The sequence below is a fragment of the Brevundimonas naejangsanensis genome, from assembly GCF_003627995.1.
Classification (GTDB): Bacteria; Pseudomonadota; Alphaproteobacteria; order Caulobacterales; family Caulobacteraceae; genus Brevundimonas; species Brevundimonas naejangsanensis_B.
On record NZ_CP032707.1, the window covers coordinates 420,206 to 442,411 of the forward strand.

A 22,206-nucleotide genomic window follows, 5' to 3' on the forward strand; every position below is an offset into this window, starting at 1 on the left:
GGGAGAGGGTTTAGGAGAGCACGGCCCTCGCCGCCGCGGCGTCGGCTTCGATCTGGACCTTGAGGGCGTCCAGGCCGTCGAACTTCATCTCGCCGCGCAGGAAGGCGACCAGTTCCGTCTCCAGCGTCTGGCCGTAGAGGCTCTCGTCGAAGTCCAGCAGCCAGACTTCCAGCAGGGGCTCTTCGATCTCGAACATGGGGCGGACGCCCAGGTTGGCGACGCCCTTGATCACCCGCCCGTCCGGCAGACGGGTGCGGGTCGCATAGACCCCATAGGCCGGGCGCATATAGTCGCCCATGGCGATGTTGGCGGTCGGCACGCCGATGGTGCGGCCGCGCTTGTCGCCGTGGATCACCTCGCCCTGGATGGCGAAGGGGCGGCCCAGGATGGCGGCGGCGCGGTCCATGTCGCCGGCCTTCAGGGCCTCGCGCACGGCGCTGGACGACAGCTTCAGGCCCGAGGCGTCGTCGACGCGGTCGGTGACCGAGACAGTGAAGCCCAGGGTCTCGCCATAGGCCCGCAGCGCCTCGGGCGAGCCGGAACGGCCCTTGCCGAAGGTGAAGTCGAAACCGACGGCGGCGTGGGCGATGCCGAGGCCTTCGGACAGAACGCGGCGGGCGAACTCCTCGTCCGACATGGCCGCCATCTCGCGGTCGAACGGGATCAGATAGAGGCGGTCGACGCCCAGCGGCGCCAGGGCGCGGGCCATCTGGTCCGGCGTCATCAGACGAAAGGGCGCGGCCTCGGGCTGGAAGAGGCGACGCGGGTGGGGATCGAAGCTGATCACGCCCAGGGGCGCGCCCAGGCGCCGGGCCGCCTCGCGCGCCGAGGCGATGACCGCCTGGTGGCCGCGATGCACGCCGTCGAAGGCGCCGACGGCGACGGCCGCGCCCTTCTGGGCCTCCGCCAGACCGCGCCAGCCGCGAATGACCTCAACCACCGAAGGCGGCCTCAGCGGGCCGAGGGCTTGCGCCGGCGCGGCACACGCACGACGGCCACGCCGTCCATGATCAGCTTGTCCTCGACGAAGCCTTCGCACTTCAGCTGGGCGCGAGCGCCTTCCTGGTCCAGCTCGATGACGGTGATCTGGATCCGCACCAGGTCGCCGATCCGCACCGGGAAGTGGAAGGCCAGGGTCTGGGAGATGTAGATCGAGCCGGCGCCGGGCAGGATGGTGCCCACCACGGCCGAGCCGAAGGCCGCGCTCAGCAGGCCGTGGGCGATTCGGCCGCGATAGGCCGTCTTGGCGGCGAAGGCTTCGTCCAGGTGCACCGGATTGAAGTCGTCGGACGCCTCGGCGAAGAGGCGAATTCGCTCTTCGGTGACGTGAACCGTCTTCTCGGCGGCCATGCCGACATGCAGTTCGTCAAGGATATAGCCGCCCGAGGGGTGCGCTTGGACCAGATCAACCATGTGCGGCCTTTACGGCAGCTGTGACGAAATGGCGAGCCTTCACCACGTGAGTTCCAGCGCGGCGTAGCGGGCGAAGGTCGTCTCGGCGCGGAGCAATTCCCCCGCGCGAGCGGGATCCAGGGTCCCGTCGGCCGCCTTGGCCGCGTCGCCATGAATCCCTTGGGCGATGAAGAGGCAGTCCAGCGCCTGCTCGGCGGCGCCCAGGACGTCCGTCACCACCCCGTCGCCTATGCACAGCACGCGCGAGCGGTCGGCCGGGCGGCCCAGCAGCGCCTCCGCCTCCTTCAGCGCCAGGGCGTAGATGGGGCCGAACGGCTTGCCGGCCATGATCACCCGCCCACCCATGGACTCATAGAGGTCGGCGATGGCGCCGCCGCAGTAGATGATCGCATCGCCGCGCTGCACCACCCGGTCGGGGTTGGCGCAGATCAGCTCCAGCCCGCGCTCGACGGCGGGAACCAGCCGCTCGCGATAGTCCTCGGGCGTCTCGGTGGTGTCGTCATAAGGCCCGGTGACGGAGATGAAGGCGGCGTCGTTCGCGTCATGGGCGCTGGTCAGGTCCAGCCCTTCATAGAGGACGAAGTCCCGGTCGGGCCCGATGATCCAGGCCGGGCCCGGCGCGCGGCGCGCCAGTTCGACGCGCGTGGCGTCGCCGGAGGTGACGAAGGCCTTCCAGGCGCTGCGCGGCACGCCCAGGCCGTCCAGCTGCGCCACGACGTCCGAAGACGGACGCGGCGAGTTGGAGATCAGGACGACATGGCCGCCCTTCTCATTGAAGCGGGTCAGGGCCTCGCAGGCGGCCGCCCAGCTTTCGCGGCCGTTGTGGATCACGCCCCAGACGTCGCAGAGCAGGATGTCGTAATCGTCGGCGACGGCGGACAGGCGGGGCAAGGGATGCGGCAGGGTCATGCGCCGCTTATAGCGGCCGAAACGGCGGGGGAAAGGCCGGCGCCGCCCGCCGCGTCCGTGCGCTTTTCCCTCTTCGCCGCCGGGGCGCTTCCTGCTAACCGGCTGGACATGAAGATTTCCCGTCTCGCGCTCGGCGCCTACGGCGTCGCCCTGGCCGTCATCATCCTGGACCAGTTGACCAAGGCCTGGGTGCTGGGGGCCATCGACGCCGCCCATGTCTCGCACATTCCCGACGGCTACCGCATCGCCGAGGTCGCCCCGCCGGTCTTCAACCTGACCTATGTGCTGAACACGGGCGTCAGCTTCGGCCTATTCGGCGGCGGCGCCGGACGCTGGATCCTGAGCGCCTTCTCCATCCTGGTGGCGGGCCTGCTGGGCTGGTGGGCGACGCGGGCGGACCGGCGGCTGCTGGTCGCCGCCATCGGCCTGGTCATGGGCGGGGCGATCGGCAACGTCGTCGACCGAATCCGCTTCGGCGGGGTGGTCGACTTCCTCGACTTCTCAGGCACCGGCCTGTTCCCGTGGATCTTCAACGTGGCCGACAGCGGCATCACCGTCGGGGTGATTCTGCTGATCCTCGACAGCTTCCTGTCGGAACGCCGGTCCCCGGTTGGCGCGGCCCACGAAAAGTCGTAATCAAACCCTCTTAACTATCGACCCGAGCCTGCGCCCAAGCGGCGCGCCTCCCGGAGCCGAACGACCCATGCGTATCCGTCCCGTCCTGACCGTGACCCTGGCCGCCGGCGCGGCGCTCGGCCTGACCGCCTGCTCCGGCATGAAGCAGAGCATCGGCCTGGCCAAGGTCGTGCCGGACGAATTCGTCACCGTGGCCAGCGCCCCCCTGGTGGTGCCGCCCGAATACGGCCTGACCCCGCCCGCGCCGGGTCAGCCCCGCCCGCAGGAGCTGGCCCCCGAAAGCGCCGCGCGCCAGATTCTTCTGGGCCAGCGCCAAGCCGTGACCCGCACCCCGGGCGAGCAGGTGCTGGCCGCCGAGGCGGGCGCCGACCGCGCCGATCCCCTGGCCCGCTATGTCGTCGACGACGAGTTCGGCAACATCGCCCACAAGGAAGAGAGCTGGGCCAACCGCATCCTGTTCTGGCGCAAGAACGACGCGGCCAGCCAGGCCGCGACCGTCACCCAGACGGCCGAAGGCGCCAAGACCATCGACGCCGCCAGCGAGCAGGCCCGCCTGCAGGCCCTGACCGGCGGCCGCGAAGGCATCACCATCGCCCCGCGCCGCGACAGCCGCTTCAAGCTGCCGGGCCTGTAAGGGGCGCGCGTTTTCCAGATTCAAGGGCGCGTTCGCTTCGGTGGACGCGCCCTTTCCAATTGGGCGAAGACGCCGCTGGCTTCTCCTCCCTACGAAGTGGGGAGGTGGATCGGCGGCGAAGCCGGCGAGACGGAGGGGCCTCTTGGCTCCGCCGAAGCAGCCCCTCCACCGCTACGCGGTCCCCCTCCCCACAACGTGGGGAGGAAAGCGGAGCCTCTACTACGTCGTCAGCGCGCGCGGCAGCTTGAAGGTCACCGTCTCGCGGGCGCCGTCGTCCTCGGTCACGGTCAGGTCGAAGCGGGTCCGCAGGGCCTCGATCACCCCCTGCACCAGCGGCTCGGGCGCCGAGGCGCCGGCGGTCAGGCCCAGCGTCTCCACCCCGTCGAACCAGGCCCAGTCCAGGTCGCCCGCGTCATCGACCAGGCGCGCGTCTCCGGCCCCCGCCTTCAGCGCCACATCCACCAAACGCGCCGAGTTGGACGAGTTCCTGGACCCCACCACCAGCACCAGGCCGCAGTCCTGGCCCAGGCGCTTGACCGCCTCCTGCCGGTTGGTGGTGGCGTAGCAGATGTCTTCCTTGTGCGGGTCGGGCAGTTCGGGGAAGCGCCGCTTCAGCGCCGCCAGGATCTCGGCCGTGTCGTCCACCGACAGCGTGGTCTGAGTGGCGTAGGCCAGGGGCCGATCGCCGGGGCGCTGGAAGCGCTCCGCATCCTCGACCGTCTCGACCAGGCTGATGGCCCCGGCGGGCAATTGGCCCATGGTGCCGACCACTTCGGGGTGGCCCGCATGGCCGATCAGGATGACGTGGCGGCCCGCGGCGAAATTGCGCTCGGCCTCGACGTGGACCTTGGACACCAAAGGACAGGTGGCGTCCAGGAACAGCATCTCGCGCGAGCGCGCCGTCGCAGGCACCGACTTGGGCACGCCATGAGCCGAGAAGACGACCGGCCGGTCGTCCGGGCATTCGTCCAGTTCCTTGACGAAGACGGCGCCCAGGCCCTTGAGCCGGTCGACCACGTGGCGGTTGTGGACGATCTCGTGGCGCACATAGACGGGGGCGCCGTATTTCTCGATCGCGCGCTCCACGATCTGGATGGCCCGGTCCACCCCGGCGCAGAAGCCGCGCGGCGTCGCCATGCGGACGGACAGGGGGCGACGTTGAAACTGGGCGGGCGAGACGGGCGCGTTCATGGCCGCGAACTTAGGGCTTCGCGCGCCGGATCGCCACCTAGAGTCAGCACGCCGTTTGCCGCGCCTCGCTTTAGCCGCTATCACCACCCAGCGTGGCCCGTTCGGGCGTCCGATCGGCCCGCCTTCATCGACTGCCGGAAAGCTCCTGATGCGTCGCGTCCTGACCGCCCTCGCCGCCCTTTCTCTCGCGGCCGCGCTGATCCCCCACGCCGCCGAGGCCCAGAGCGGGCGCCAGCAGGGCGGCGGCGGCAAGAAGGCCGAGCAGGCGCCGTCGCGCCCGATGCGGATCGCGCCGCTGAATCGCCGCGCCAACGCGGGCCCCTGCCCCTATGTGAAGATTCTCTACGACGCGGCCCGCTACGTCGAAATGTCGGACTATGAGCGGCCCACCACCAACAGCGTCGGCTTCACCGGCGAGATCGAGGGCGTCAGCGCCGACTGCGCCTATCGCGAGGCCGACCCGATCCGCCTGGACGTGAACCTGCTGTTCAGCCTGGGCAAGGGCCCCCAGGCCCAGGGCGACGCCCGCACCTATCGCTACTGGATCGCGGTGACCGAGCGGAATTCCGCCGTCCTGGCCAAGGAGTATTTCGACCTGCCGGTGACCTTCAACGGCGCCGACCGCACCCAGGCCGAAGCCAGCCAGACCATCGTCATCCCGCGCGCCGACGCCACCACCAGCGGCGGCAATTTCGAAGTCCTGATCGGCTTCGACGTCACGCCCCAGATGGCCGAGTTCAACCGATCGGGCAGCCGATTCCGCCCGACCGCAGGCCAGCAGACCAACTAAGACATGACCGACCTCAAGACTTCTCTCAGCGAAGCGGTCGGAGCCGCCTTCGCCGCCGAAGGCGTGGACAAGGCCCTGGCCCGCGTCACCGCCTCCGACCGTCCCGACCTGGCCGACTTCCAGTCGAACGGCGCCCTGGCCGCCGCCAAGGCGCTGAAGGCCAATCCGCGCGAACTGGCCGCCAAGGTGGCCGAGCGCCTGGCCGCCGATCCGCGCCTGTCCTCGGTCGAGGTCGCCGGTCCCGGCTTCATCAACATGAAGCTGTCGAACGCGGCCCTGGCCCAGCGCGCGGCCGAGGTCGCGGCGGATGAAGAGCTGGCCGGCGCCTCGCGCGTCGAACCGCGCAAGGTGGTCATCGACTACGGCGGTCCGAACGTGGCCAAGCCCATGCACGTCGGCCACCTGCGCAGCGCCATCATCGGCGAGAGCCTGAAGCGGCTCTTCCGCCTACGCGGCGATGAAGTCGTCGGCGACGCCCACTTCGGCGACTGGGGCTTCCAGATGGGCCTGCTGATCACCGCCTGCGGCGACGAAGGCCTGGCCGACGCCTTCATGGCCGAGGGCGACGGCCCCTTCCCGGCCGAGACGCCGGTGACGCTGGCGGACCTGGACCGCCTGTATCCGCTGGCGGCGGGCAAGGCCAAGGAAGACCCCGCCTTCCGCGACCGCGCCCGAAAGGCGACCGCCGAACTGCAGGGCGGCCGCCCCGGCTATCGCGCCCTTTGGCAACACTTCGTCGCCGTCAGCCGCGAGGCGCTGAAGCGCGAATATGACGACCTGTCGGTCGACTTCGACCTGTGGAATGGCGAGAGCGACGCCGATCCCCTGATGGACGAGATGATCGCCGACCTGAAGGCCAAGGGTCTGCTGGTCGAGGACGACGGCGCCCAGGTGGTCCACGTCGCCCGCGAGGGCGAGACCCGCAAGAAGAAGCTGGCCGACGGCTCGGTGATCGAGGCGCCGTCGCCCCCGCCCCTGCTGGTCATCAGCTCGGAAGGCTCGGCCATGTATGGCACGACCGACCTGGCCACCATTCTAGACCGCAAGAAGTCGATCGGGCCGGACCTGATCCTCTACGTTGTCGACGAGCGTCAGGCCGAGCATTTCGAACAGGTCTTCCGCGCCGCCTATCTGGCCGGCTATGCGCCTGAGAAGTCGCTGGAACACCTCGGCTTCGGCACCATGAACGGCGCCGACGGCAAGCCGTTCAAGACGCGCGCGGGCGGCGTGCTGAAGCTGCGCGACCTGATCGATCAGGCGACGGAAAAGGCGCGCGAGCGTCTGCACGAGGCCAAGCTGGGCGACGACCTGCCTGCCGAAGAGTTCGAAGACATCGCCCACAAGGTGGCGGTCGCCGCGCTGAAATTCTCGGACCTGTCGAACAACCGCACGACCTCTTACGTCTTCGACCTCGACCGCTTCATGAGCTTCGAGGGCAAGACCGGCCCCTATCTGCTGTACCAGGCCGTGCGGGTGAAATCCCTGCTGCGCAAGGCGGCGGAACAGGGCGTGGCCCTGGCTCCCATCGTCATCGAGGAAGCCGCCGAACGCGACCTGGCGCTGACGCTGGACGCCTTCGACGCGGCCACGGCGGACGCCTATGACAAGCGCTCGCCCAATCTGATCGCCGAACACGCCTATCGACTGGCGCAGAGCTTCTCGAAATTCTACGCCGCCTGCCCGATCCTGGTCGCGCCGGATGCGGCGACCCAGGGCTCGCGCCTGGCCCTGGCCGCCGCGGCCCTGCACCAGTTGGAGACGGCGCTTCGCCTGCTGGGCATCGAGACGCCCGAGCGGATGTGACCGCCCGCCCTCAGGCGAGGGCGAGCATCAGATAGGTCGTCAGATTGGCCCCGGCGTGCAGGCCGTAGCCCGGCAGGATGGAGCCGCCCCCGCGCCGCTCGTTCAGCCAGCCTGCGGCCAGGGCCATCAGGAAGGCGAAGCCGATCATGGCCGCGCCGATCAGGCCGCCTCCCTGCGGCAGCAGCAGCACCGGCAGGTGGACGGCCGCGAACAGGGCGGCCTGCAGCCCATTGCCAACCGTGAAGCCGGTCCAGGCGTAGAGCCGCCGGGCGATCAGGCCCCGGAACAGCAGCTCCTCGGCCAGGGCCGTCTTGACCAGGGCGGCCACGGCCAGGGCGGCCAGGCCGACGGCGTCGGGCCGCCCCTCGCCGACCACGGCGTTGATCACCGTCTCCGGCCCCGAGGCCAGGGCCGCCAGTCCCGGCGTCTGCAGCAGCAGGGCCGCGCTCGCCGCGCCCGCCGCCGCCGCGATCAGCACCAGTCCCGCCGGCGCGGCCTTCAGCCCCAGCCAGGCCCGCAGCCTCCAGCGCCGACGCCCGAAGATCGCCCAGGCGATCAGACACAGCAGCGCGACCGCGCCCAGTTGCAGCGCTGCGCTCGCGACGCTCTCGATCAGAACAGCCAGAGCCCCCTCCCTCGTCTGAAAGACCGACGCTAGCCCGCCCATGCCGGGGTGGAGAGTTAAATTTTGTTCGGGATCGCCGGGCGCTCGGTGGACAGCCTTGGGTGCGACGGGTCTAAGTCACCGCAAGGAGTTTGCCATGTCCGACCTCGACGCCTTCATCGCCGGCCTGCCCAAGGCCGAACTGCACCTGCACATCGAAGGCAGCCTCGAGCCCGAGCTGATGTTCGAGCTGGCGCAGAGGAACGGCGTCGCCATTCCTTACGACAGCGTCGAGGCCGTGCGCGCGGCCTATGACTTCTCGAACCTGCAGGACTTCCTCGACATCTATTACGCGGGCGCGGCCGTGCTGCTGACCCGTCAGGACTTCGAGGATTTGGCCTTCGCCTATTTCCAGCGCGCCGCCGCCGACAACGTCCGCCACGCCGAGATCTTCTTCGATCCCCAGACCCACACCGACCGGGGCGTGCCCTTCGGCGTGGTGGTCGAGGGTCTGATCGCCGGGATGGAGCGGGCCAAAGCCGAGCTGGGCGTCACCAGCGGCCTGATCCTCAGCTTCCTGCGACACCTGTCGGAAGACGAAGCCTTCGCCACCCTGGAGGCCGCCAAGCCCTGGCTGCACCACTTCATCGGCGTCGGATTGGATTCCTCCGAGGTCGGCCACCCGCCGTCGAAGTTCCAGCGCGTCTTCGCCGCCGCCCGCGAGTTAGGGCTTAAGCTGTGCGCCCACGCCGGCGAGGAAGGCCCGCCCGAATACGTCCGCGAGGCGCTGGACCTGCTGCACATCGACCGGATGGACCACGGCAACCGCTCGATGGAGGATGAGGCCCTGATCGAGCGCCTGGCCGCCGAGCAGATGACGCTGACGGTCTGCCCCCTGTCGAACCTGAAGCTGTGCGTGGTCAAGGACCTGAAGGACCACCCGGTCCCCGAGATGCTGCGCCGCGGCCTGCACGTCACCCTGAACTCGGACGACCCGTCCTATTTCGGCGGCTATGTGAACGCCAACTACATCGAACTGGCCAAAGCCGTGGGCCTGACGCGGGAACAGGTGGTGCAGTTGGCGAAGAACAGCTTCGACGGCAGCTTCCTCAGCGACGCCGACAAGGCCGCCAGGATCGCCGAGGTCGAGGCCTACGCGGCGGGCTACTGATGCATCCCGCAACGGCCACAGTGATGCTTCTCGGTTTCGTCAGCTTCGGCGCCGGGTGGTTCGCCTCGGCCTTGGCCGACCTCGCCGCAGACGCCCTACGCCGCAACGGTGATGCGCCGCCGACGACGCCCGCCTTCTATCTTTTCTCTCGAAATCCGGCGGCGCTTGGCATCCGTCCATCATTTCGTCGGCTCTACTCAAACCTGCACCGTGATTACGACAACAGGTTCATCACCGGATGCGTCTATATCGCCCGGTGTGCTTTTCCTCTCGCGGCGATCCTCCTTCCGATCGGATTCCTCGCGGCGTTTTTACAAAGCTGAGGCGCTTCTCCGGCGTCGTCATCCCGGACGAGCCGCAGGCTTGATCCGGGACCGCCGGAAGCGCAACCGTTGGAATGTCGAGGCCTTGGCGGTCCCAGCTCTGCGCCTCGCGACGCGAGACTTGGCCGGGATGACGCTTGGGGAGCGTGAGCGCTCAGGCCGCCGCGATCTCATCGACCTCGTTGGCCGAGCCCAGGACGACCGGCACCCGCTGGTGCAGTTCGGTCGGGGTCACGTCCAGAATGGCCTGTTTGCCGTCGGTGGTGGACTTGCCGCCCGCCTGTTCGACCAGGAAGGACATGGGGTTGCCCTCGTACATCAGACGCAGCTTGCCCGGCTTGTTCGGCTCGCGCTTGTCCCAGGGATAGAGGAAGACGCCGCCGCGCATCAGGATGCGGTGCACGTCGGCCACCATGGCGGCGACCCAGCGCATGTTGAAGTTCTTGCCCCTCGGGCCGTCCGCGCCCTGCAGGCAGCCGTCGATGTAGCGCTGGACGCTCTCGGCCCAGTGGCGCTGGTTCGACATGTTGATGGCGAACTCTTTGGTATCGGCCGGGATGCGGATGTCCTCATGCGTCATCAGCCAGCAGCCGTCGGGCGACAGGGTGAAGCCCGCCACGCCCCGGCCCGTGGTCAGCACCAGCATGGTCTGGCCGCCGTAGAGGCAATAGAGGGCCGCGACCTGACGGCGGCCGGATTGCAGGAAGTCGGCCTCGGTCGGCGCGGCCGACGGCGCCTTCAGCACCGAGACGATGGTGCCGACGGGGGCGTTGATGTCGATGTTGGACGAGCCGTCCAGCGGGTCGAACAGGACCAGATACTCGCCCGCGGGATTGGTCGCCGGATGGACCGTGTCCATTTCCTCGGACGCCACCCCGGCCACGACCGGGCAGGCCATCAGGGCGTCGGTCAGGATGTCGTTGGCGATGACGTCGAGCTTCTTCTGCTCCTCGTCCTGGACGTTGACGGCGCCGGACGCGCCGAGCGCGCCGACCAGGGCCCCGCCCGCGACCACGGCCTTGATGTCCACGCAGGCGGCGGCGGCCACGGTCAGCGTCTGCGTCAGCCCCTGCGGCAGATCGAGCGCGGCGAGATGGGCGGCGAGGTCGGTGCGGGCGGTCATGGCGTCCTACAAATCCTGGGGGCGAAGCGCGGTTCCGCCTCTCATGGCCGTTCGGATCGCCCGCGGCAAGCCCGGCGCCGCTTGACTTCGCGCCGGAGTCGGGGCCTTACGTCGAACGCTCTCGCGGGAGAGACCGGGGTCGTTCGCGGCGCCCGGAGCCGAAGGCGCAACCGCCCCGGAAACGCTCAGGCAAAAGGACCGCGAAAGCGCACGGACGCTGGAAAGTCGCCGACGGATCGGAGGGTCCGGGAAGCGCGCCGACGGAGCAAGGCCGGCCTCTTTCGGGGACGGTCGGAATCTCTCAGGCTTCGAGACAGCGGGGGCGCAACGACGGCGGAGCTATCGCCGCAACTCGCGACCCGGAGGCGACGCCATGAGCGATCAGGCCCTTAAGACTACCCCCCTCAACGCCGCGCACCGCGCGCTGGGCGCCCGCATGGTCGGCTTCGGCGGCTACGACATGCCGGTCCAGTATGAAGGCGTGCTGGCCGAGCACCGCTGGACCCGCGAACACGCCGGCCTGTTCGACGTCTCCCACATGGGCCAGGCCCGCATCACCGGCGCCGACGCCATCGCCCAGTTCGAGCGTTTCGTGCCGGGCGACTATGCGATCGTGAAGCCGGGCAAGCAGAAATATTCGGTGCTGCTGAACGACCAGGGCGGCATCATGGACGACCTGATGGCGGGCAAGCCGTTCGAGGACGGCCTCTACGTCGTCGTCAACGCCGGCAACAAGGACGCCGACTTCGCCTTCCTGAACGCCAACCTGTCGGGCGACGCCAAGCTGGAGGTGCTGGACCGCGCCCTGCTGGCCATCCAGGGGCCGGAAGCCGCCGAGGTCATGGCCAAGCACGCGCCGGCCCTGGGCGACATGGGCTTCATGGACTGCCAGACCGTGACCCTGTTCGGCGAGGAGTGCATCGTCTCGCGCTCGGGCTACACCGGCGAGGACGGCTACGAGATTTCGCTTCCGGCCGCCGCCGCCGAGCGGGTGTGGCCCCTGCTGCTGTCGGACGCCCGCGTGAAGCCGATCGGCCTGGGTGCGCGCGATTCCCTGCGCCTCGAAGCCGGCCTGCCGCTGCACGGCCATGACGTCGACGTCGGGACCACCCCGGTCGAGGCCGGCCTGACCTTCGCCCTGTCCAAGTCGCGCAAGGAGCGCGCCGACTTCGCCGGCGCCGAGACCATCCTCAAGCAGCTGGCCGACGGCCCGGCCCGCGTCCGCGTCGGCCTGCACGTCAAGGAAGGCGCCCCGGCCCGCGAAGGCGCCGAGATCGCCGACATGGACGGCGCCGTGATCGGCAAGATCACCTCGGGCGGCCCCTCGCCGACGCTGGGGCACAACATCGCCATGGGCTACGTCCCGCCCGCCTTCGCGGAACTGGGCACGGCGCTGAAGGTTCTGGTGCGCGGTCGCCCGGCCGCCGCCGAAGTCGTCGCTACCCCCTTCGTGGCGACCCGCTATTATCGGAAGCCGAAGGCCTAAGGCCCTCCCCCCTTCCGTCATCCTCGGCACAAGGCCGAGGAAGACGCCTTGAAACAAAGCCTGGACCACAGGCTCTATGAGGAAGACCAGAATGAAGTTCACCAAGGATCACGAGTGGGTTCGCCTGGACGGCGACGTCGCCACCGTCGGCATCTCCAAACACGCGGCTGACGCCCTGGGCGACGTGGTGTTCGTCGAGACGCCGGAAGCCGGCAAGACCGTCTCGGTCGGCGACAGCTTCGCCGTCGTGGAGTCGGTCAAGGCCGCCTCGGACGTCTACGCCCCCATCGCCGGCGAAGTGGTCGAGGGCAACGCCGTCCTGGCCTCGGCCCCGGAAACCGTCAACGCCGACCCAGAAGGCGAAGGCTGGTTCGCCAAGATCAAGGTGTCGGACGCCTCGGCCCTGGACGGCCTGATGGACCGCGCCGCCTACGACGCCTACCTGACCACCCTCTAAGTCCCGCCGTCGTCCCGGACGGCGCGGCGCGCCGGTCCGGGATCGCCGGATTTTCCGCCGCTTGAAGCGCTCCCGGAGCGTCGCGCCCCGCGACCTCCGGGATGCCGCCGAGGACCTGTAATGCGCTACCTCCCCCTGACGCCCGACGATCGCGAGGCCATGCTGGCCGCCATCGGCGCCGAATCCATCGACGACCTGTTCATCGACGTGCCGCAGGCCGCGCGACGCGACGGCTTCGTCGACCTGCCCCGCGTGGCGGGCGAGCTGGAGGTCGAACGCGCCCTCTCGACCATGGCGGGCAAGAACGCCACGGCCTCGACCGTGCCCTTCTTCTGCGGCGCCGGCGCCTACAAGCACCACGTCCCGGCCACGGTCGATCACGTGATCCAGCGGTCGGAGTTCCTGACCAGCTACACCCCCTATCAGCCGGAAATCGCGCAAGGGACCCTGCAGTACCTGTACGAGTTCCAGACCCAGGTCGCGAACCTGACCGGCATGGAAGTCGCCAACGCCTCGCTTTATGACGGCTCGACGGCGATGGCCGAGGGCGTGCTGATGGCCACCCGCGTGACCCGCCGCAACAAGGCCGTCATCTCGGGCGGGGTCCACCCCCACTACGTCAAGGCGACCGAGACCGTGGTTCACGCCGTCGGCGTCGAGACCCAGGCCCTGACCGCCGCCGTCGACGCCGAAGACGCCGTCATCGCCGCCATCGACAAGGACACGGCCTGCGTCGTCGTCCAGACCCCCAACGTCTTCGGCACCGCCACGGACGTGACCAAGATCGCCGAGGCCGCCCACGCCGCCGGCGCCCTGCTGATCGTCGTGGTGACCGAGGCCGTGTCGATGGGCCTGCTGAAGTCGCCTGGCGAAATGGGCGCCGACATCGTCGCGGCCGAAGGCCAGTCGATCGGCAACGCCCTGAACTTCGGCGGCCCCTACATCGGCCTGTTCGCCACCCGCGAGAAGCTGCTGCGCCAGACGCCCGGCCGCTATTGCGGCGAGACGGTGGACGCCGAGGGCCGCCGCGGCTTCGTCCTGACCCTGTCGACGCGCGAGCAGCACATCCGCCGCGACAAGGCCACCTCGAACATCTGCACCAACTCGGGCCTCTGCTGCCTGGCGTTCAGCATCCACATGAGCCTGCTGGGCGAGACGGGCCTGCGCCAGCTGGCCCTGCTCAACCACGAGAAGGCCGTCGCCACGCGCGACGCTCTGGCCGCCATTCCGGGCGTCGAAATCCTGACCCCGCGCTTCTTCAACGAGTTCGCGGTCAAGCTGCCCAAGAACGCCGCGGAGGTCGTCCAGACGATGGCGGACAACGGCGTCCTGTGCGGCGTGCCCTACAGCCGCCTGGCCCCGGACGCGGGCCTCGACGACGTCCTGCTGGTCGCCGCCACCGAGACGACGCTGGACGCCGACATCAAGATCCTGGCGGCTTCGCTCGCCAAGGTCCTGGCCGCCTAAAGGGAGTTTGGAACCATGAGCACGATGAACACTGTCGGCCGTCCGACCGCCCCCAACGCCGGCTTCGACAACGACTACAAGCACCCGACCCTTACCGGCGGGCGCGGCCTGCTTCAGGACGAGCCGCTGATCTTCGAAGGCGAAGGCTGGGGCAAGACCGGCGTCGATCTGCCCAAACCTGCCACCGACGGCTCGGACCTGGGCGACCTGGTCCGCAAGGATCCGATCGGCCTGCCCGGCCTGTCCGAGCCCGAGGCCATGCGCCACTATGTGCGCCTGAGCCAGAAGAACCACGCCATCGACCTGGCCATCTATCCGCTGGGGTCGTGCACGATGAAGCACAACCCGCGCCTGAACGAGAAGATGGCGCGTCTGCCCGGCTTCTCGGACATCCACCCGCTGCAGCCGCAGTCGACGGTGCAGGGCGCGCTGGAGTTGATGGACAACCTGGCCCACTGGCTGACGACGCTGACGGGCATGCCCGCGGTGGCCCTGTCGCCCAAGGCCGGCGCCCATGGCGAACTGTGCGGCCTGATGGCCATCCGCGCCGCCCACGAAGCCAAGGGCGAGCATGAGCAGCGCCGCAAGGTGCTGGTCCCGACCTCGGCCCACGGCACCAACCCGGCCACGGCCGCCTTCGTCGGCTATTCGGTCGTGGAAGTAGCCCAGACCGACGACGGCCGCGTCGACGTGGCCGACCTCGCCGCCAAGCTGGGTCCGGACGTGGCGGCCATCATGGTCACCAACCCGAACACCTGCGGCCTGTTCGAGCGCGACATCCTGGAGATCAGCCGCCTGACCCACGAAGCGGGCGCCTACTTCTATTGCGACGGCGCCAACTTCAACGCCATCGTCGGCCGGGTGCGCCCCGGCGACCTGGGCGTCGACGCCATGCACATCAACCTGCACAAGACCTTCTCGACGCCGCACGGCGGCGGGGGGCCGGGCGCCGGTCCGGTGGTGCTGTCGGAAGCCCTCGCCCCGTTCGCGCCTGCGCCTTGGGTCGTGAACACCGGCGACGGCTACAAGCTGGTCGAGCGCGAGGAAGACGAGGCCGAACAGGCTTTTGGCCGCCTGTGCGCCTTCCAGGGGCAGATGGGCATGTATGTGCGCGCCCTCAGCTACATGATGTCCCACGGCTCCGACGGCCTGCGTCAGGTCGCCGAGGACGCCGTCCTGAACGCCAACTACATCAAGGCCCGTCTTGAGGACCTGATGAGCCCGGCTTTCCCCGAGGGCCCCTGCATGCACGAGGCCCTGTTCGACGACGAATGGCTGAAGGGCACGGACATCACCACGCTCGACTTCGCCAAGGCGATGATCGACGAGGGCTTCCACCCGATGACCATGTACTTCCCCCTGGTCGTCCACGGGGCCATGCTGATCGAGCCGACCGAGACCGAGTCCAAGGCCGAGCTGGATCGCTTCATCGAGGCCATGCGCCTACTGGCCCAGGCGGCCAAGGCGGGCGACGTGGACCGCTTCAAGGGCGCGCCCTTCCACGCGCCCCTGCGGCGCCTGGACGAGACCCGCGCCGCGCGCTCGCCGCGCCTGCGCTGGTCGGCCCCGGAAGGCTCCAACCGCGCCGGCTGACGTCGACGACAAGCCTGACGACAAGGAACGCCGTGTCTTTCGGGACACGGCGTTCTGCATTTCGGGCCGCCCTTACGAAAGCGTCATGCCGACGCCGCCTTTCGGCCTTGTCTCACGGGTTTAGTGCAGGTCGGCCCCTTCCCCTGGCCGCTCCCTTGTTTCGAGACGTCCGTGACCCTGGTCCTGCCCTCGCTGCGCCCTTCCTCGCCGCCCCGTCCGGGGCTGGCGCGGCGTCTGCGTCGCCTGGCCCTGATGGCCGTGGGCTTCCTCGTCATCCTGCTGGGCGTCCTGATCGCCCCCCTGCCCGGTCCCGGCGGCGTGCCGGTCATCGCGCTCGGCCTCGTCATCGTCCTGCGCAACTCCTGGTGGGCCAAGCGGCAGTTCATCCGCGCCCAGCGCGCCCGGCCCAACTGGGTCTATCCCTTCCGCCGCCTGATGCGGAAGAAGCCCGAGATCGCTCCCGTCTTCTGGCAGCAGACCCTGCGCGCCGAGAAGATGGTGCTGCGCCGCCGCCGCCGTCCGCTGGCGCGCTTCCGGCGCCGCCTGCGCCGAGCCTGGCGCGCGCTCCGCCAATAAAGGCCAAGCTAAGGCCAACACGGGAATGTGAACGGCGTTCATGCCGCTTCCGCGCGGATCGGCGTATGCTCCCCCTTGCGTAGTCTCGAAGTTGATAGCGTTGGGAGGCGCTTTTCACATGATGTCACGCGTAAAAAAGGGAATCATCGCCGGTTTCATAGCGACCGTCGTGGTTTCCGTGCTTGAGCTCGGCAACATGCTTCTGGGTCAGATGTTCGACCCGTTCCCGAGCGTTGTGGCCCGACTGTTCGGCATGCCCGGCAATCTGGCGGCCGGATGGGCGCTGCACTTCATCGTCGGTTCCCTGATCCTGGGCTCCCTGTTCGGGATCATCCATGAGCGCATCCCCACGCGGACGCCCGAGACCAAGGGCATCCTGTTCGCCGTGGCGGCCTGGGTGGCGATGATGCTGTTCATCACCATGATCGGCGATCCGCGCACCTTCACCGGTTCGGCGGGCTTCGGCACCTTCGGCTGGATGCTGGTGACCCACATGGTCTACGGCGGGGTCATGGGCAACCTCTACGCCCGCCTGGTCGCGCGTGAGAAGCGCGGCGCCGCTCCGATCGGGGCCGCTCCGGCCCACTAGGCCAAGGCTGGGTCCCGACACCTGGACCTGAAATGCAAAAGGCCCCGCCGGCGACGGCGGGGCCTGATGTTTTTGGGCTGCGCCGATCCGCTGGGGATCAGTTCAGCTTGCCGTTGATCTGGGCGATAGCCTGATCCAGCAGCGGGTCCGTCTTGGCGCCGGCGATGCGGGCGGCCAGGATTTGCTGCGCGGCCTTGGCGGCCAGGTCGGCGGCCGCGGCCTTGACCTCTTGCGTCGCCTCGGCCTCGGCCTGGGCGATGCGGCGCTCGGCCAGGGCCTGGCGGCGGGCGGCCGATTCCTCGATGCGGGCCTTGGCGTCGGCTTCCAGACGCTTGGCGTCGGCTTCGGCCGTAGCCAGCAGCTCGGCGGCCTGGGCCTCGGCCTCGGCCTTCTCCTGGCGGATCTGGGCCAGCATGGCTTCGGCTTCGGCGCGCAGGCGGGCGGCCTCGTCCAGGTCGGCCTGGATCTTGGCGCCCTTGGCGTCCAGGTTGGCGGCGACCAGCTTGGGCACCCCGGCCATCACCACGATGGCGACGAAGATCAGCAAGCCGACGGCGACCCACAGCTCAGGGTTGGCGACGTCATAAAAGTGACCGGTCAGGAAGGCGGGCATATCAGGCGGCTCCCTTGATGGCGGCGGCCAGTTCGGCGTCGGACGCCTTCGAGCCGGTCAGACGCTCCAGCATGGCGCCGGCGGCGTCAGAGGCGATGGCCGTGACGTTCGACATGGCGGCGTCGCGCGTCTTGGCGATGGCGCCTTCGGCCTCGGCGATGCGCGCGCTGACCACGGCCTCGTCGGCGGCCAGGCGGGCGTTGAATTCTTCGGTGACGCGCTGCTTGGCGGCAGCGGCGGTGGCGCGGGCGTCGGCGCGGGCCTTCTCGACCTCGGCGCGGGCGGCCTCGGCCTGTTCGGCGGCCTCGGCCTGGACCGAGCGGGCGGCGGCGATGGCGCCGTCGATGGTCTCGGCGCGTTCGTCCATCACCTTGCGCAAGCGCGGAGCGAACACCTTGGCCACCAGCACATAGAGGACGGCGAACAGGATCAGCAGATAGCCGATCTGGCCGGCCCAATGCTGGAATTCGAACTGGGGCAGTCCGCCCGAGGCATGCTCGGCCGCCGCCTGGGTCTCCGCATGGAGGTCGCCCTGCGCCGGGATCTGAACGTCGTGTGTGGGGGTGATGGCCATGAACCGTCTATCGCTAGGTCAGGACAACGGCGCGCAGGGCAGGCCCGCGCGCCGTCGATTCTGAAGAATCGTGGGCTGGGATCAGCCGAAGATCATCAGGACGCCCAGCACGAAGGCCAGGATGCCCAGGGCTTCGGCCAGAGCCGCGCCGACGAACAGGTTGCCGACTTGCGAAGCAGCAGCCGCCGGGTTGCGCAGAGCGCCAGCCAGGAAGTTGCCGAAGATGTTGCCGACGGCCAGGGCCGAGCCGATCATGCCGAGGGTGGCGAGACCAGCGCCGATGTACTTGGCGGCTTCAGCGTCCATGATGATATCCTAGTTCTTTGGAGCGTTGGAGGGTGGGGTTAGGACTGAACCAGAGCCTTAATGGCCCTCGCCCAGGTTGACCACATCGTTGAGGTAGATGCAGGTCAGAACGGTGAAGACGAAGGCCTGAAGGAAGGCCACCAGGAACTCAAGCGCCGTCATGGCCACGACCATGCCCAGGGACAGGGCCGCGACCGGAATGAAGGCGTAGGCCAGGCCGCCGGTAACGATGGCCACCGCGCCCAGCTGAACGACGAACTGGGCGAAGATCTTCAGCGCCACGTGACCGCCCAGCATGTTGCCGAACAGACGAAGGGCCAGGGTGGCCGGGCGCAGCAGGAAGGAGACGAACTCGATGGCGCCGACGACCGGGCGCAGCAGCAGCGGCGCGCCCGACGGCCAGAACAGCTTGAGGAAGCCGAAGCCGTTCTTGACGATGCCGACGATGATGACGGTCAGGAAGGTCAGCAGGCCCAGGGTGACGGTCACGGCCAGCTGCGAGGTGGCGGTGAAGGTCAGGAACATGCCCAGCAGGTTCATCGACAGAACCATCAGGAACATGGTGAAGGCGAAGGGGAAGTATTTGCGGCCTTCGTGACCGATGATGGAGTTGGCCAGGTTGTCGACCATGCCGAACAGGCTTTCGCCCGCAGCCTGCATCCGGCCCGGCACCACCTTGGCGCCCGAGGTGGCCAGGGCCAGGAAGCCCACGACGCCGACGAAGGCAATGGTCATCGCCACGTGCGAATTGGTGATGGCCAGGGTCTGCTCGCCCAGGACGGGAACATTGACCGTGCCGAACTCGACGAGCGGCGTGACCTCAAATTGTTCAATCGGACCGGCCATTAAGCCTATCGTTCCCTGTCTTCGTCATCGGCCTCGATGATGGGCTCGCCCTGTTGGGGCAAACCCGCCGCCTTGGCCTGCGCCATCAGCCGGTTGGCTGTGCGGCGCGCCATATAAATCGACAAGGCGAAGCCCAGAAGGACCCCGCCTACAACGCCCATCGGCGTCGTCCCGAACAACCGGTCGACGCCAAAACCAAATGCCAGACCGATCGCCACGCCGCCGAGCAGTTCGGCGATGATGCGATAGGCCTGCCCGACCACCTTCTGAGCGGCGACCTCGGCGGACTTGTCCGCCTGCGTCCTCGCCTCCAGAGCGGATGCGCTTTTGTTGAGGCGTTTGATCGCCTCTTCGCGCGATTCCTTCGTCGGGGACATGGGCCTGTTCGCTCAGCGCCCGGCGCGGGCCGGAACGGGTCTGAATTTCGGCGCGGAACCTATAGGCGGGAGGCCCGCAGGTCAAGGCGGCGCGCCTTGGACTTAAGTCCATGACTTTCCGTGGTTTCTTGGGGGCGCGACGTTCCGTCCCGGCTAAGGTTGCGACTCTTCGTCCTCGCTGACGAAATCCTGGGCGAATTCGGGCGCGGCGTCGTCCAGTCCGGTCAGCAGGTCCTCGCCCTCCTCGTCGCCGCCGCGCGAGGGATCGGGCACCTCGAAACCGACCGGCATGGACAGGTCCAGCAGGCCCGCGGCCTTCATCTCCTGCACGCCCGGCAGGTCATAGAGGCTGGCCAGGCTGAAATGCTCCAGGAAGCGGTCGGTCGTGGCGTAGGTCACCGGCCGCCCCGGCGTGCGGCGCCGGCCGCGCAGACGCACGAAGTCCATCTCCAGCAGCAGGTCCAGCGTGCCCTTGGACAGGGAGACGCCGCGCACGCTCTCGATCTCGGCGCGGGTGCAGGGCTGGTGATAGGCGATGATGGCCAGGGTCTCGAGCGCAGCCTTGGACAGGCGGCGCGGCTCCTCGCGCTCCTCGGTCATCAGGAAGCCGAGGTCGGGCGCCGTGCGGAACCGCCAGCGCTCAGCCACGCAGTCCAGTTCGACCCCCCGGCCCTGATAGCGCGCCTGAAGCGCGGTCAGCGCCCCGCCGACGTCGGCGCCCTGCGGCAAGCGGCGCGCGATCTCGGCCAACGACAGGGGCGCGGCGGCGGCGAACAGCAGGGCCTCGACCCGGCGTTCGATCTCGAGGTGGTCGGGGGTGAAGTCGAGGGTCACGGCGTCAACTCCAGCGGCTGGGCCAGCCCGCGCCGTTTCAGCCAGACCGCGTCGAAGGGCCGCTCCTGGCGGATGTCCATGCCGCCCTCCTTCACCAGTTCCAGACTGGCCGACAGGGTGGAGGCGGTATAGCTGGCCTGGCTCGGACCTTCCTGCCCCTCGGGCTTCTGCGGCGCCACGCGCTCCAGCGGCGTCCATTCGGCTAGGCGCGGCATGATCTCGCGCAGCCAGTCGCGCGCGGCCTCCAGCTGGAAGGCCTCGACCCGCTGGCCGGGGGCGTATTTGCGGCGCTCCTCGCGGCGGCGCTGGGCGACATAGGCGCTCATCAGCTCATAGAGGCTGGCGTCCACCCGGTCCGAGGGGATGATGACGGTCGCCTCGGGGTCGCCGCGCGTGAAGACGTCACGCTTCAGCTGCGGGCGGCCGGTGATCGCCTCCACCGCCGTGCGCATGGCCTCCAGCTTCTGCAGGCGGAAGGCCAGGGCGGCGGCGATCTCCTCGGCCGGCGGCTCCTCCGGCTTGTCCTTTTCGTTGCGCGGGATCAGCAGGCGCGACTTCAGGTAGGCCAGCCACGACGCCATCACCAGATAGTCGGCCGCCAGCGCGAAATTGCGCCGCCGCGCCTCATGCACGAAGGCCAGATACTGTTCGGCCAGGCGAGTGATGGACAGCTTGAGCAGGTCCACCTTCTGCGTCCGCGCCAGGGCCAGAAGAACGTGCAGCGGGCCTTCATAGCCCTCCAGGTCGACGACAAAGGCCTCCTGCGCCTCGACCTGCTCGACGGCGGTGAAGTCCAGGTTGGGCTGGAAGGCCTCTGTCATGCCCCCTCCCCTTCCATCTAGGCTTGCGCCTCGCCCACGTCCGGCCCCTTGGCAGCGTCAAAGCGGCCGTTCAGGGCCGCCTCGAGCCGGGCGCGGCCCTCGGCGACGTCCAGCGGCTCGGGCGCGCGGACGATGCGGTTGAGCGCGGCCTCGGCGCGGCGTCGAGCCTCGCCCTTCAAGCGCTTGGTGCCCTCGGCGACGGCGGCCATCTCCGTCAGGTCGCCGTTGCAGTGAAGCACGACGTCGCAGCCCGCCTTCAGCGACTGTTCGGCGCGCTCGGTCAGGGTGCCGGACAGGGCCTGCATCGACAGGTCGTCGGACATGATCAGGCCGGAGAAGCCCAGCCGCTCGCGCATCAGGCGGATCGCCTTCTTCGACGTCGTGGCCGGGCGCTTGGCGTCGACGGCGGTGAAGACGACGTGGGCCGTCATCGCCATCGGCATGTCCGACAGGGCCTTGAACGGGGCGAAGTCCCAGGCGTCCAGGTCCTCGATCGCCGTCTCGACCACGGGCAGGTCGTGATGGCTGTCCGAGAAGGCGCGGCCGTGGCCGGGGATGTGCTTGATGATCGGCAGGACGCCGCCGGCCAAGAGGCCTTCGGCGGCCGCCCGGCCCAGTTGGGTCACGGTCGCGGGGTCCTGGGCGTAGGCGCGGTCGCCGATGATGTCGTGGGCGCCCGGCACCGGCACGTCCAGCACGGGCACGCAGTCCACGGTGATGCCCAGCTCGCGCAGGTCATGGGCGATCAGGCGCGCGCCCAGGCGGACCAGTTCGCGCGCCGCCGCCGGGTCGTTGGTCGCCTTCAGATAGGCTGCGCCCGGCGGATATTTCGGCCAGTGCGGCGGGCCGAGACGTTGCACCCGGCCGCCTTCCTGATCGATCAGGACGGGGGCGTCGTCGCGGCCCACGCTGTCGCGCAGGTCGGCGACCAGGGCCTTCACCTGCTCGGGGCTGTCCACGTTGCGGCGGAACAGGATGAAGCCCCAGGGCTTGGCCTCGGCGTAGAAGGCGCGCTCCTCCGCCGTCAGCCTGTGGCCGGAACAGCCGTAGATGGCGGCGGAGGTCATTCG

Annotated in this window: 26 protein-coding genes and 1 riboswitch; of the genes, 12 read left to right on the plus strand and 14 right to left on the minus strand. The window is 69.1% G+C overall.

Annotated elements, in window-relative coordinates; genetic code table 11:
• Positions 1 to 10 precede the first annotated feature (10 nt).
• Genes D8I30_RS01915 through D8I30_RS01925 form a run of 3 tightly spaced genes read right to left on the minus strand, consistent with a single transcriptional unit; the run spans position 11 to position 2,322 of the window.
• The gene (locus D8I30_RS01915; RefSeq protein ID WP_121481234.1) at positions 11 to 940 is read right to left on the minus strand and encodes a bifunctional riboflavin kinase/FAD synthetase; all 930 of its coding nucleotides are present in this window, start codon (positions 938 to 940) and stop codon (positions 11 to 13) included.
• A gap of 11 nt (positions 941 to 951) precedes the next feature.
• Positions 952 to 1,413 carry a MaoC family dehydratase gene (locus tag D8I30_RS01920; protein ID WP_121481235.1) on the minus strand — a complete coding sequence of 154 codons (462 nt, stop codon included), beginning with the start codon at positions 1,411 to 1,413 and terminating at the stop codon, positions 952 to 954.
• 39 nt (positions 1,414 to 1,452) lie between these two features.
• The gene (locus tag D8I30_RS01925; RefSeq protein WP_121481236.1) at positions 1,453 to 2,322 is read right to left on the minus strand and encodes a TIGR01459 family HAD-type hydrolase; all 870 of its coding nucleotides are present in this window, start codon (positions 2,320 to 2,322) and stop codon (positions 1,453 to 1,455) included.
• Positions 2,323 to 2,430: 108 nt separating this feature from the next.
• Between D8I30_RS01925 and lspA the strand changes: the two genes are divergently transcribed.
• Both lspA and D8I30_RS01935 read left to right on the plus strand, forming a co-directional pair.
• Positions 2,431 to 2,958: a signal peptidase II gene (gene lspA, locus D8I30_RS01930; protein WP_121481237.1), complete on the plus strand. Its 528-nt coding sequence runs from the start codon at positions 2,431 to 2,433 to the stop codon at positions 2,956 to 2,958.
• A gap of 67 nt (positions 2,959 to 3,025) precedes the next feature.
• On the plus strand, positions 3,026 to 3,592 hold the full coding sequence (locus D8I30_RS01935; protein ID WP_121481238.1) for a DUF3035 domain-containing protein: 567 nt from the start codon (positions 3,026 to 3,028) through the stop codon (positions 3,590 to 3,592).
• A gap of 219 nt (positions 3,593 to 3,811) precedes the next feature.
• Here the strand turns inward: D8I30_RS01935 and ispH are convergent, their stop codons facing one another.
• The gene (gene ispH, locus D8I30_RS01940) at positions 3,812 to 4,783 is read right to left on the minus strand and encodes a 4-hydroxy-3-methylbut-2-enyl diphosphate reductase (protein ID WP_121481239.1); all 972 of its coding nucleotides are present in this window, start codon (positions 4,781 to 4,783) and stop codon (positions 3,812 to 3,814) included.
• Between the two features lie 148 nt (positions 4,784 to 4,931).
• Here ispH and D8I30_RS01945 point away from each other — a divergent pair, with 148 nt between their 5' ends.
• Together D8I30_RS01945 and argS are read left to right on the plus strand one after the other, a co-directional pair.
• Positions 4,932 to 5,573: a Tat pathway signal sequence domain protein gene (locus D8I30_RS01945; RefSeq protein WP_121481240.1), complete on the plus strand. Its 642-nt coding sequence runs from the start codon at positions 4,932 to 4,934 to the stop codon at positions 5,571 to 5,573.
• A gap of 3 nt (positions 5,574 to 5,576) precedes the next feature.
• Positions 5,577 to 7,376 carry an arginine--tRNA ligase gene (argS, locus tag D8I30_RS01950; RefSeq protein WP_121481241.1) on the plus strand — a complete coding sequence of 600 codons (1,800 nt, stop codon included), beginning with the start codon at positions 5,577 to 5,579 and terminating at the stop codon, positions 7,374 to 7,376.
• A gap of 10 nt (positions 7,377 to 7,386) precedes the next feature.
• Here the strand turns inward: argS and D8I30_RS01955 are convergent, their stop codons facing one another.
• Positions 7,387 to 8,043, minus strand: coding sequence for a CPBP family intramembrane glutamic endopeptidase (locus tag D8I30_RS01955; protein ID WP_121481242.1), 657 nt, complete (start codon positions 8,041 to 8,043; stop codon positions 7,387 to 7,389).
• 94 nt (positions 8,044 to 8,137) lie between these two features.
• Between D8I30_RS01955 and D8I30_RS01960 the strand changes: the two genes are divergently transcribed.
• Entirely contained in the window at positions 8,138 to 9,151 is a 1,014-nt protein-coding gene (locus D8I30_RS01960; RefSeq protein ID WP_121481243.1) for an adenosine deaminase, read from the plus strand.
• A 23-nt stretch (positions 9,152 to 9,174) separates the two neighbouring features.
• Entirely contained in the window at positions 9,175 to 9,474 is a 300-nt protein-coding gene (locus D8I30_RS14290; protein ID WP_162938778.1) for a hypothetical protein, read from the plus strand.
• 154 nt (positions 9,475 to 9,628) lie between these two features.
• On the opposite strand, the gene D8I30_RS01965 is transcribed toward D8I30_RS14290, so the two are convergent.
• Complete coding sequence (locus D8I30_RS01965) at positions 9,629 to 10,597, minus strand: class 1 fructose-bisphosphatase (RefSeq protein ID WP_121481244.1); 969 nt, start codon at positions 10,595 to 10,597, stop codon at positions 9,629 to 9,631.
• 114 nt (positions 10,598 to 10,711) lie between these two features.
• Positions 10,712 to 10,808: riboswitch (glycine riboswitch) on the plus strand.
• Positions 10,809 to 10,970: 162 nt separating this feature from the next.
• Here D8I30_RS01965 and gcvT point away from each other — a divergent pair.
• From gcvT to D8I30_RS01995, 6 genes are all read left to right on the plus strand, one after another.
• Positions 10,971 to 12,083, plus strand: coding sequence for a glycine cleavage system aminomethyltransferase GcvT (gene gcvT / locus D8I30_RS01970; protein ID WP_121481245.1), 1,113 nt, complete (start codon positions 10,971 to 10,973; stop codon positions 12,081 to 12,083).
• A gap of 91 nt (positions 12,084 to 12,174) precedes the next feature.
• On the plus strand, positions 12,175 to 12,540 hold the full coding sequence (gene gcvH / locus D8I30_RS01975) for a glycine cleavage system protein GcvH (protein ID WP_121481246.1): 366 nt from the start codon (positions 12,175 to 12,177) through the stop codon (positions 12,538 to 12,540).
• Between the two features lie 120 nt (positions 12,541 to 12,660).
• Positions 12,661 to 14,007: an aminomethyl-transferring glycine dehydrogenase subunit GcvPA gene (gene gcvPA, locus D8I30_RS01980; protein WP_121481247.1), complete on the plus strand. Its 1,347-nt coding sequence runs from the start codon at positions 12,661 to 12,663 to the stop codon at positions 14,005 to 14,007.
• A 15-nt stretch (positions 14,008 to 14,022) separates the two neighbouring features.
• Positions 14,023 to 15,600: an aminomethyl-transferring glycine dehydrogenase subunit GcvPB gene (gene gcvPB / locus D8I30_RS01985; RefSeq protein WP_121481248.1), complete on the plus strand. Its 1,578-nt coding sequence runs from the start codon at positions 14,023 to 14,025 to the stop codon at positions 15,598 to 15,600.
• 171 nt (positions 15,601 to 15,771) lie between these two features.
• Positions 15,772 to 16,176, plus strand: coding sequence for a PGPGW domain-containing protein (locus tag D8I30_RS01990; RefSeq protein ID WP_240387288.1), 405 nt, complete (start codon positions 15,772 to 15,774; stop codon positions 16,174 to 16,176).
• Positions 16,177 to 16,297: 121 nt separating this feature from the next.
• Entirely contained in the window at positions 16,298 to 16,765 is a 468-nt protein-coding gene (locus D8I30_RS01995; protein ID WP_346426483.1) for a DUF6789 family protein, read from the plus strand.
• A 97-nt stretch (positions 16,766 to 16,862) separates the two neighbouring features.
• Here D8I30_RS01995 and D8I30_RS02000 read toward each other — a convergent pair whose 3' ends face one another.
• The 8 genes from D8I30_RS02000 to nagZ all read right to left on the minus strand — a co-directional run bounded on the left by D8I30_RS02000 (position 16,863) and on the right by nagZ (position 22,203).
• The gene (locus D8I30_RS02000; protein WP_121481250.1) at positions 16,863 to 17,378 is read right to left on the minus strand and encodes a F0F1 ATP synthase subunit B; all 516 of its coding nucleotides are present in this window, start codon (positions 17,376 to 17,378) and stop codon (positions 16,863 to 16,865) included.
• A 1-nt stretch (position 17,379) separates the two neighbouring features.
• Positions 17,380 to 17,952, minus strand: a complete 573-nt coding sequence (locus tag D8I30_RS02005) for a hypothetical protein (RefSeq protein WP_121481251.1) — start codon at positions 17,950 to 17,952, stop codon at positions 17,380 to 17,382.
• Between the two features lie 81 nt (positions 17,953 to 18,033).
• Positions 18,034 to 18,258, minus strand: coding sequence for a F0F1 ATP synthase subunit C (locus D8I30_RS02010; RefSeq protein WP_003168985.1), 225 nt, complete (start codon positions 18,256 to 18,258; stop codon positions 18,034 to 18,036).
• A 57-nt stretch (positions 18,259 to 18,315) separates the two neighbouring features.
• Positions 18,316 to 19,104, minus strand: a complete 789-nt coding sequence (locus D8I30_RS02015; RefSeq protein ID WP_121481252.1) for a F0F1 ATP synthase subunit A — start codon at positions 19,102 to 19,104, stop codon at positions 18,316 to 18,318.
• Between the two features lie 5 nt (positions 19,105 to 19,109).
• The gene (locus D8I30_RS02020; RefSeq protein ID WP_121481253.1) at positions 19,110 to 19,481 is read right to left on the minus strand and encodes an AtpZ/AtpI family protein; all 372 of its coding nucleotides are present in this window, start codon (positions 19,479 to 19,481) and stop codon (positions 19,110 to 19,112) included.
• A 153-nt stretch (positions 19,482 to 19,634) separates the two neighbouring features.
• Positions 19,635 to 20,315: an SMC-Scp complex subunit ScpB gene (gene scpB, locus D8I30_RS02025; protein WP_121481254.1), complete on the minus strand. Its 681-nt coding sequence runs from the start codon at positions 20,313 to 20,315 to the stop codon at positions 19,635 to 19,637.
• A complete protein-coding gene (locus D8I30_RS02030; RefSeq protein ID WP_121481255.1) occupies positions 20,312 to 21,136 on the minus strand; it encodes a segregation and condensation protein A in 825 nt (274 codons plus the stop codon). The genes scpB and D8I30_RS02030 overlap by 4 nt, the downstream gene beginning before the upstream one ends.
• 17 nt (positions 21,137 to 21,153) lie before the next feature.
• A complete protein-coding gene (gene nagZ, locus D8I30_RS02035) occupies positions 21,154 to 22,203 on the minus strand; it encodes a beta-N-acetylhexosaminidase (protein ID WP_121481256.1) in 1,050 nt (349 codons plus the stop codon).
• Positions 22,204 to 22,206 lie beyond the last annotated feature (3 nt).

What these genes read in the sequence shown, in the direction of transcription:
- D8I30_RS01920 (WP_121481235.1), bottom strand. Translation starts at nt 1,413, where the DNA reads ATGGTTGATCTGGTCCAAGCGCACCCCTCGGGCGGCTATATCCTTGAC.
- D8I30_RS01925 (WP_121481236.1), bottom strand. Translation starts at nt 2,322, where the DNA reads ATGACCCTGCCGCATCCCTTGCCCCGCCTGTCCGCCGTCGCCGACGAT.
- lspA (WP_121481237.1), top strand. Translation starts at nt 2,431, where the DNA reads ATGAAGATTTCCCGTCTCGCGCTCGGCGCCTACGGCGTCGCCCTGGCC.
- D8I30_RS01935 (WP_121481238.1), top strand. Translation starts at nt 3,026, where the DNA reads ATGCGTATCCGTCCCGTCCTGACCGTGACCCTGGCCGCCGGCGCGGCG.
- ispH (WP_121481239.1), bottom strand. Translation starts at nt 4,783, where the DNA reads ATGAACGCGCCCGTCTCGCCCGCCCAGTTTCAACGTCGCCCCCTGTCC.
- D8I30_RS01945 (WP_121481240.1), top strand. Translation starts at nt 4,932, where the DNA reads ATGCGTCGCGTCCTGACCGCCCTCGCCGCCCTTTCTCTCGCGGCCGCG.
- argS (WP_121481241.1), top strand. Translation starts at nt 5,577, where the DNA reads ATGACCGACCTCAAGACTTCTCTCAGCGAAGCGGTCGGAGCCGCCTTC.
- D8I30_RS01955 (WP_121481242.1), bottom strand. Translation starts at nt 8,043, where the DNA reads ATGGGCGGGCTAGCGTCGGTCTTTCAGACGAGGGAGGGGGCTCTGGCT.
- D8I30_RS01960 (WP_121481243.1), top strand. Translation starts at nt 8,138, where the DNA reads ATGTCCGACCTCGACGCCTTCATCGCCGGCCTGCCCAAGGCCGAACTG.
- D8I30_RS14290 (WP_162938778.1), top strand. Translation starts at nt 9,175, where the DNA reads ATGCTTCTCGGTTTCGTCAGCTTCGGCGCCGGGTGGTTCGCCTCGGCC.
- D8I30_RS01965 (WP_121481244.1), bottom strand. Translation starts at nt 10,597, where the DNA reads ATGACCGCCCGCACCGACCTCGCCGCCCATCTCGCCGCGCTCGATCTG.
- gcvT (WP_121481245.1), top strand. Translation starts at nt 10,971, where the DNA reads ATGAGCGATCAGGCCCTTAAGACTACCCCCCTCAACGCCGCGCACCGC.
- gcvH (WP_121481246.1), top strand. Translation starts at nt 12,175, where the DNA reads ATGAAGTTCACCAAGGATCACGAGTGGGTTCGCCTGGACGGCGACGTC.
- gcvPA (WP_121481247.1), top strand. Translation starts at nt 12,661, where the DNA reads ATGCGCTACCTCCCCCTGACGCCCGACGATCGCGAGGCCATGCTGGCC.
- gcvPB (WP_121481248.1), top strand. Translation starts at nt 14,023, where the DNA reads ATGAGCACGATGAACACTGTCGGCCGTCCGACCGCCCCCAACGCCGGC.
- D8I30_RS01995 (WP_346426483.1), top strand. Translation starts at nt 16,298, where the DNA reads ATGTCACGCGTAAAAAAGGGAATCATCGCCGGTTTCATAGCGACCGTC.
- D8I30_RS02000 (WP_121481250.1), bottom strand. Translation starts at nt 17,378, where the DNA reads ATGCCCGCCTTCCTGACCGGTCACTTTTATGACGTCGCCAACCCTGAG.
- D8I30_RS02005 (WP_121481251.1), bottom strand. Translation starts at nt 17,952, where the DNA reads ATGGCCATCACCCCCACACACGACGTTCAGATCCCGGCGCAGGGCGAC.
- D8I30_RS02010 (WP_003168985.1), bottom strand. Translation starts at nt 18,258, where the DNA reads ATGGACGCTGAAGCCGCCAAGTACATCGGCGCTGGTCTCGCCACCCTC.
- D8I30_RS02015 (WP_121481252.1), bottom strand. Translation starts at nt 19,104, where the DNA reads ATGGCCGGTCCGATTGAACAATTTGAGGTCACGCCGCTCGTCGAGTTC.
- D8I30_RS02020 (WP_121481253.1), bottom strand. Translation starts at nt 19,481, where the DNA reads ATGTCCCCGACGAAGGAATCGCGCGAAGAGGCGATCAAACGCCTCAAC.
- D8I30_RS02030 (WP_121481255.1), bottom strand. Translation starts at nt 21,136, where the DNA reads ATGACAGAGGCCTTCCAGCCCAACCTGGACTTCACCGCCGTCGAGCAG.
- nagZ (WP_121481256.1), bottom strand. Translation starts at nt 22,203, where the DNA reads ATGACCTCCGCCGCCATCTACGGCTGTTCCGGCCACAGGCTGACGGCG.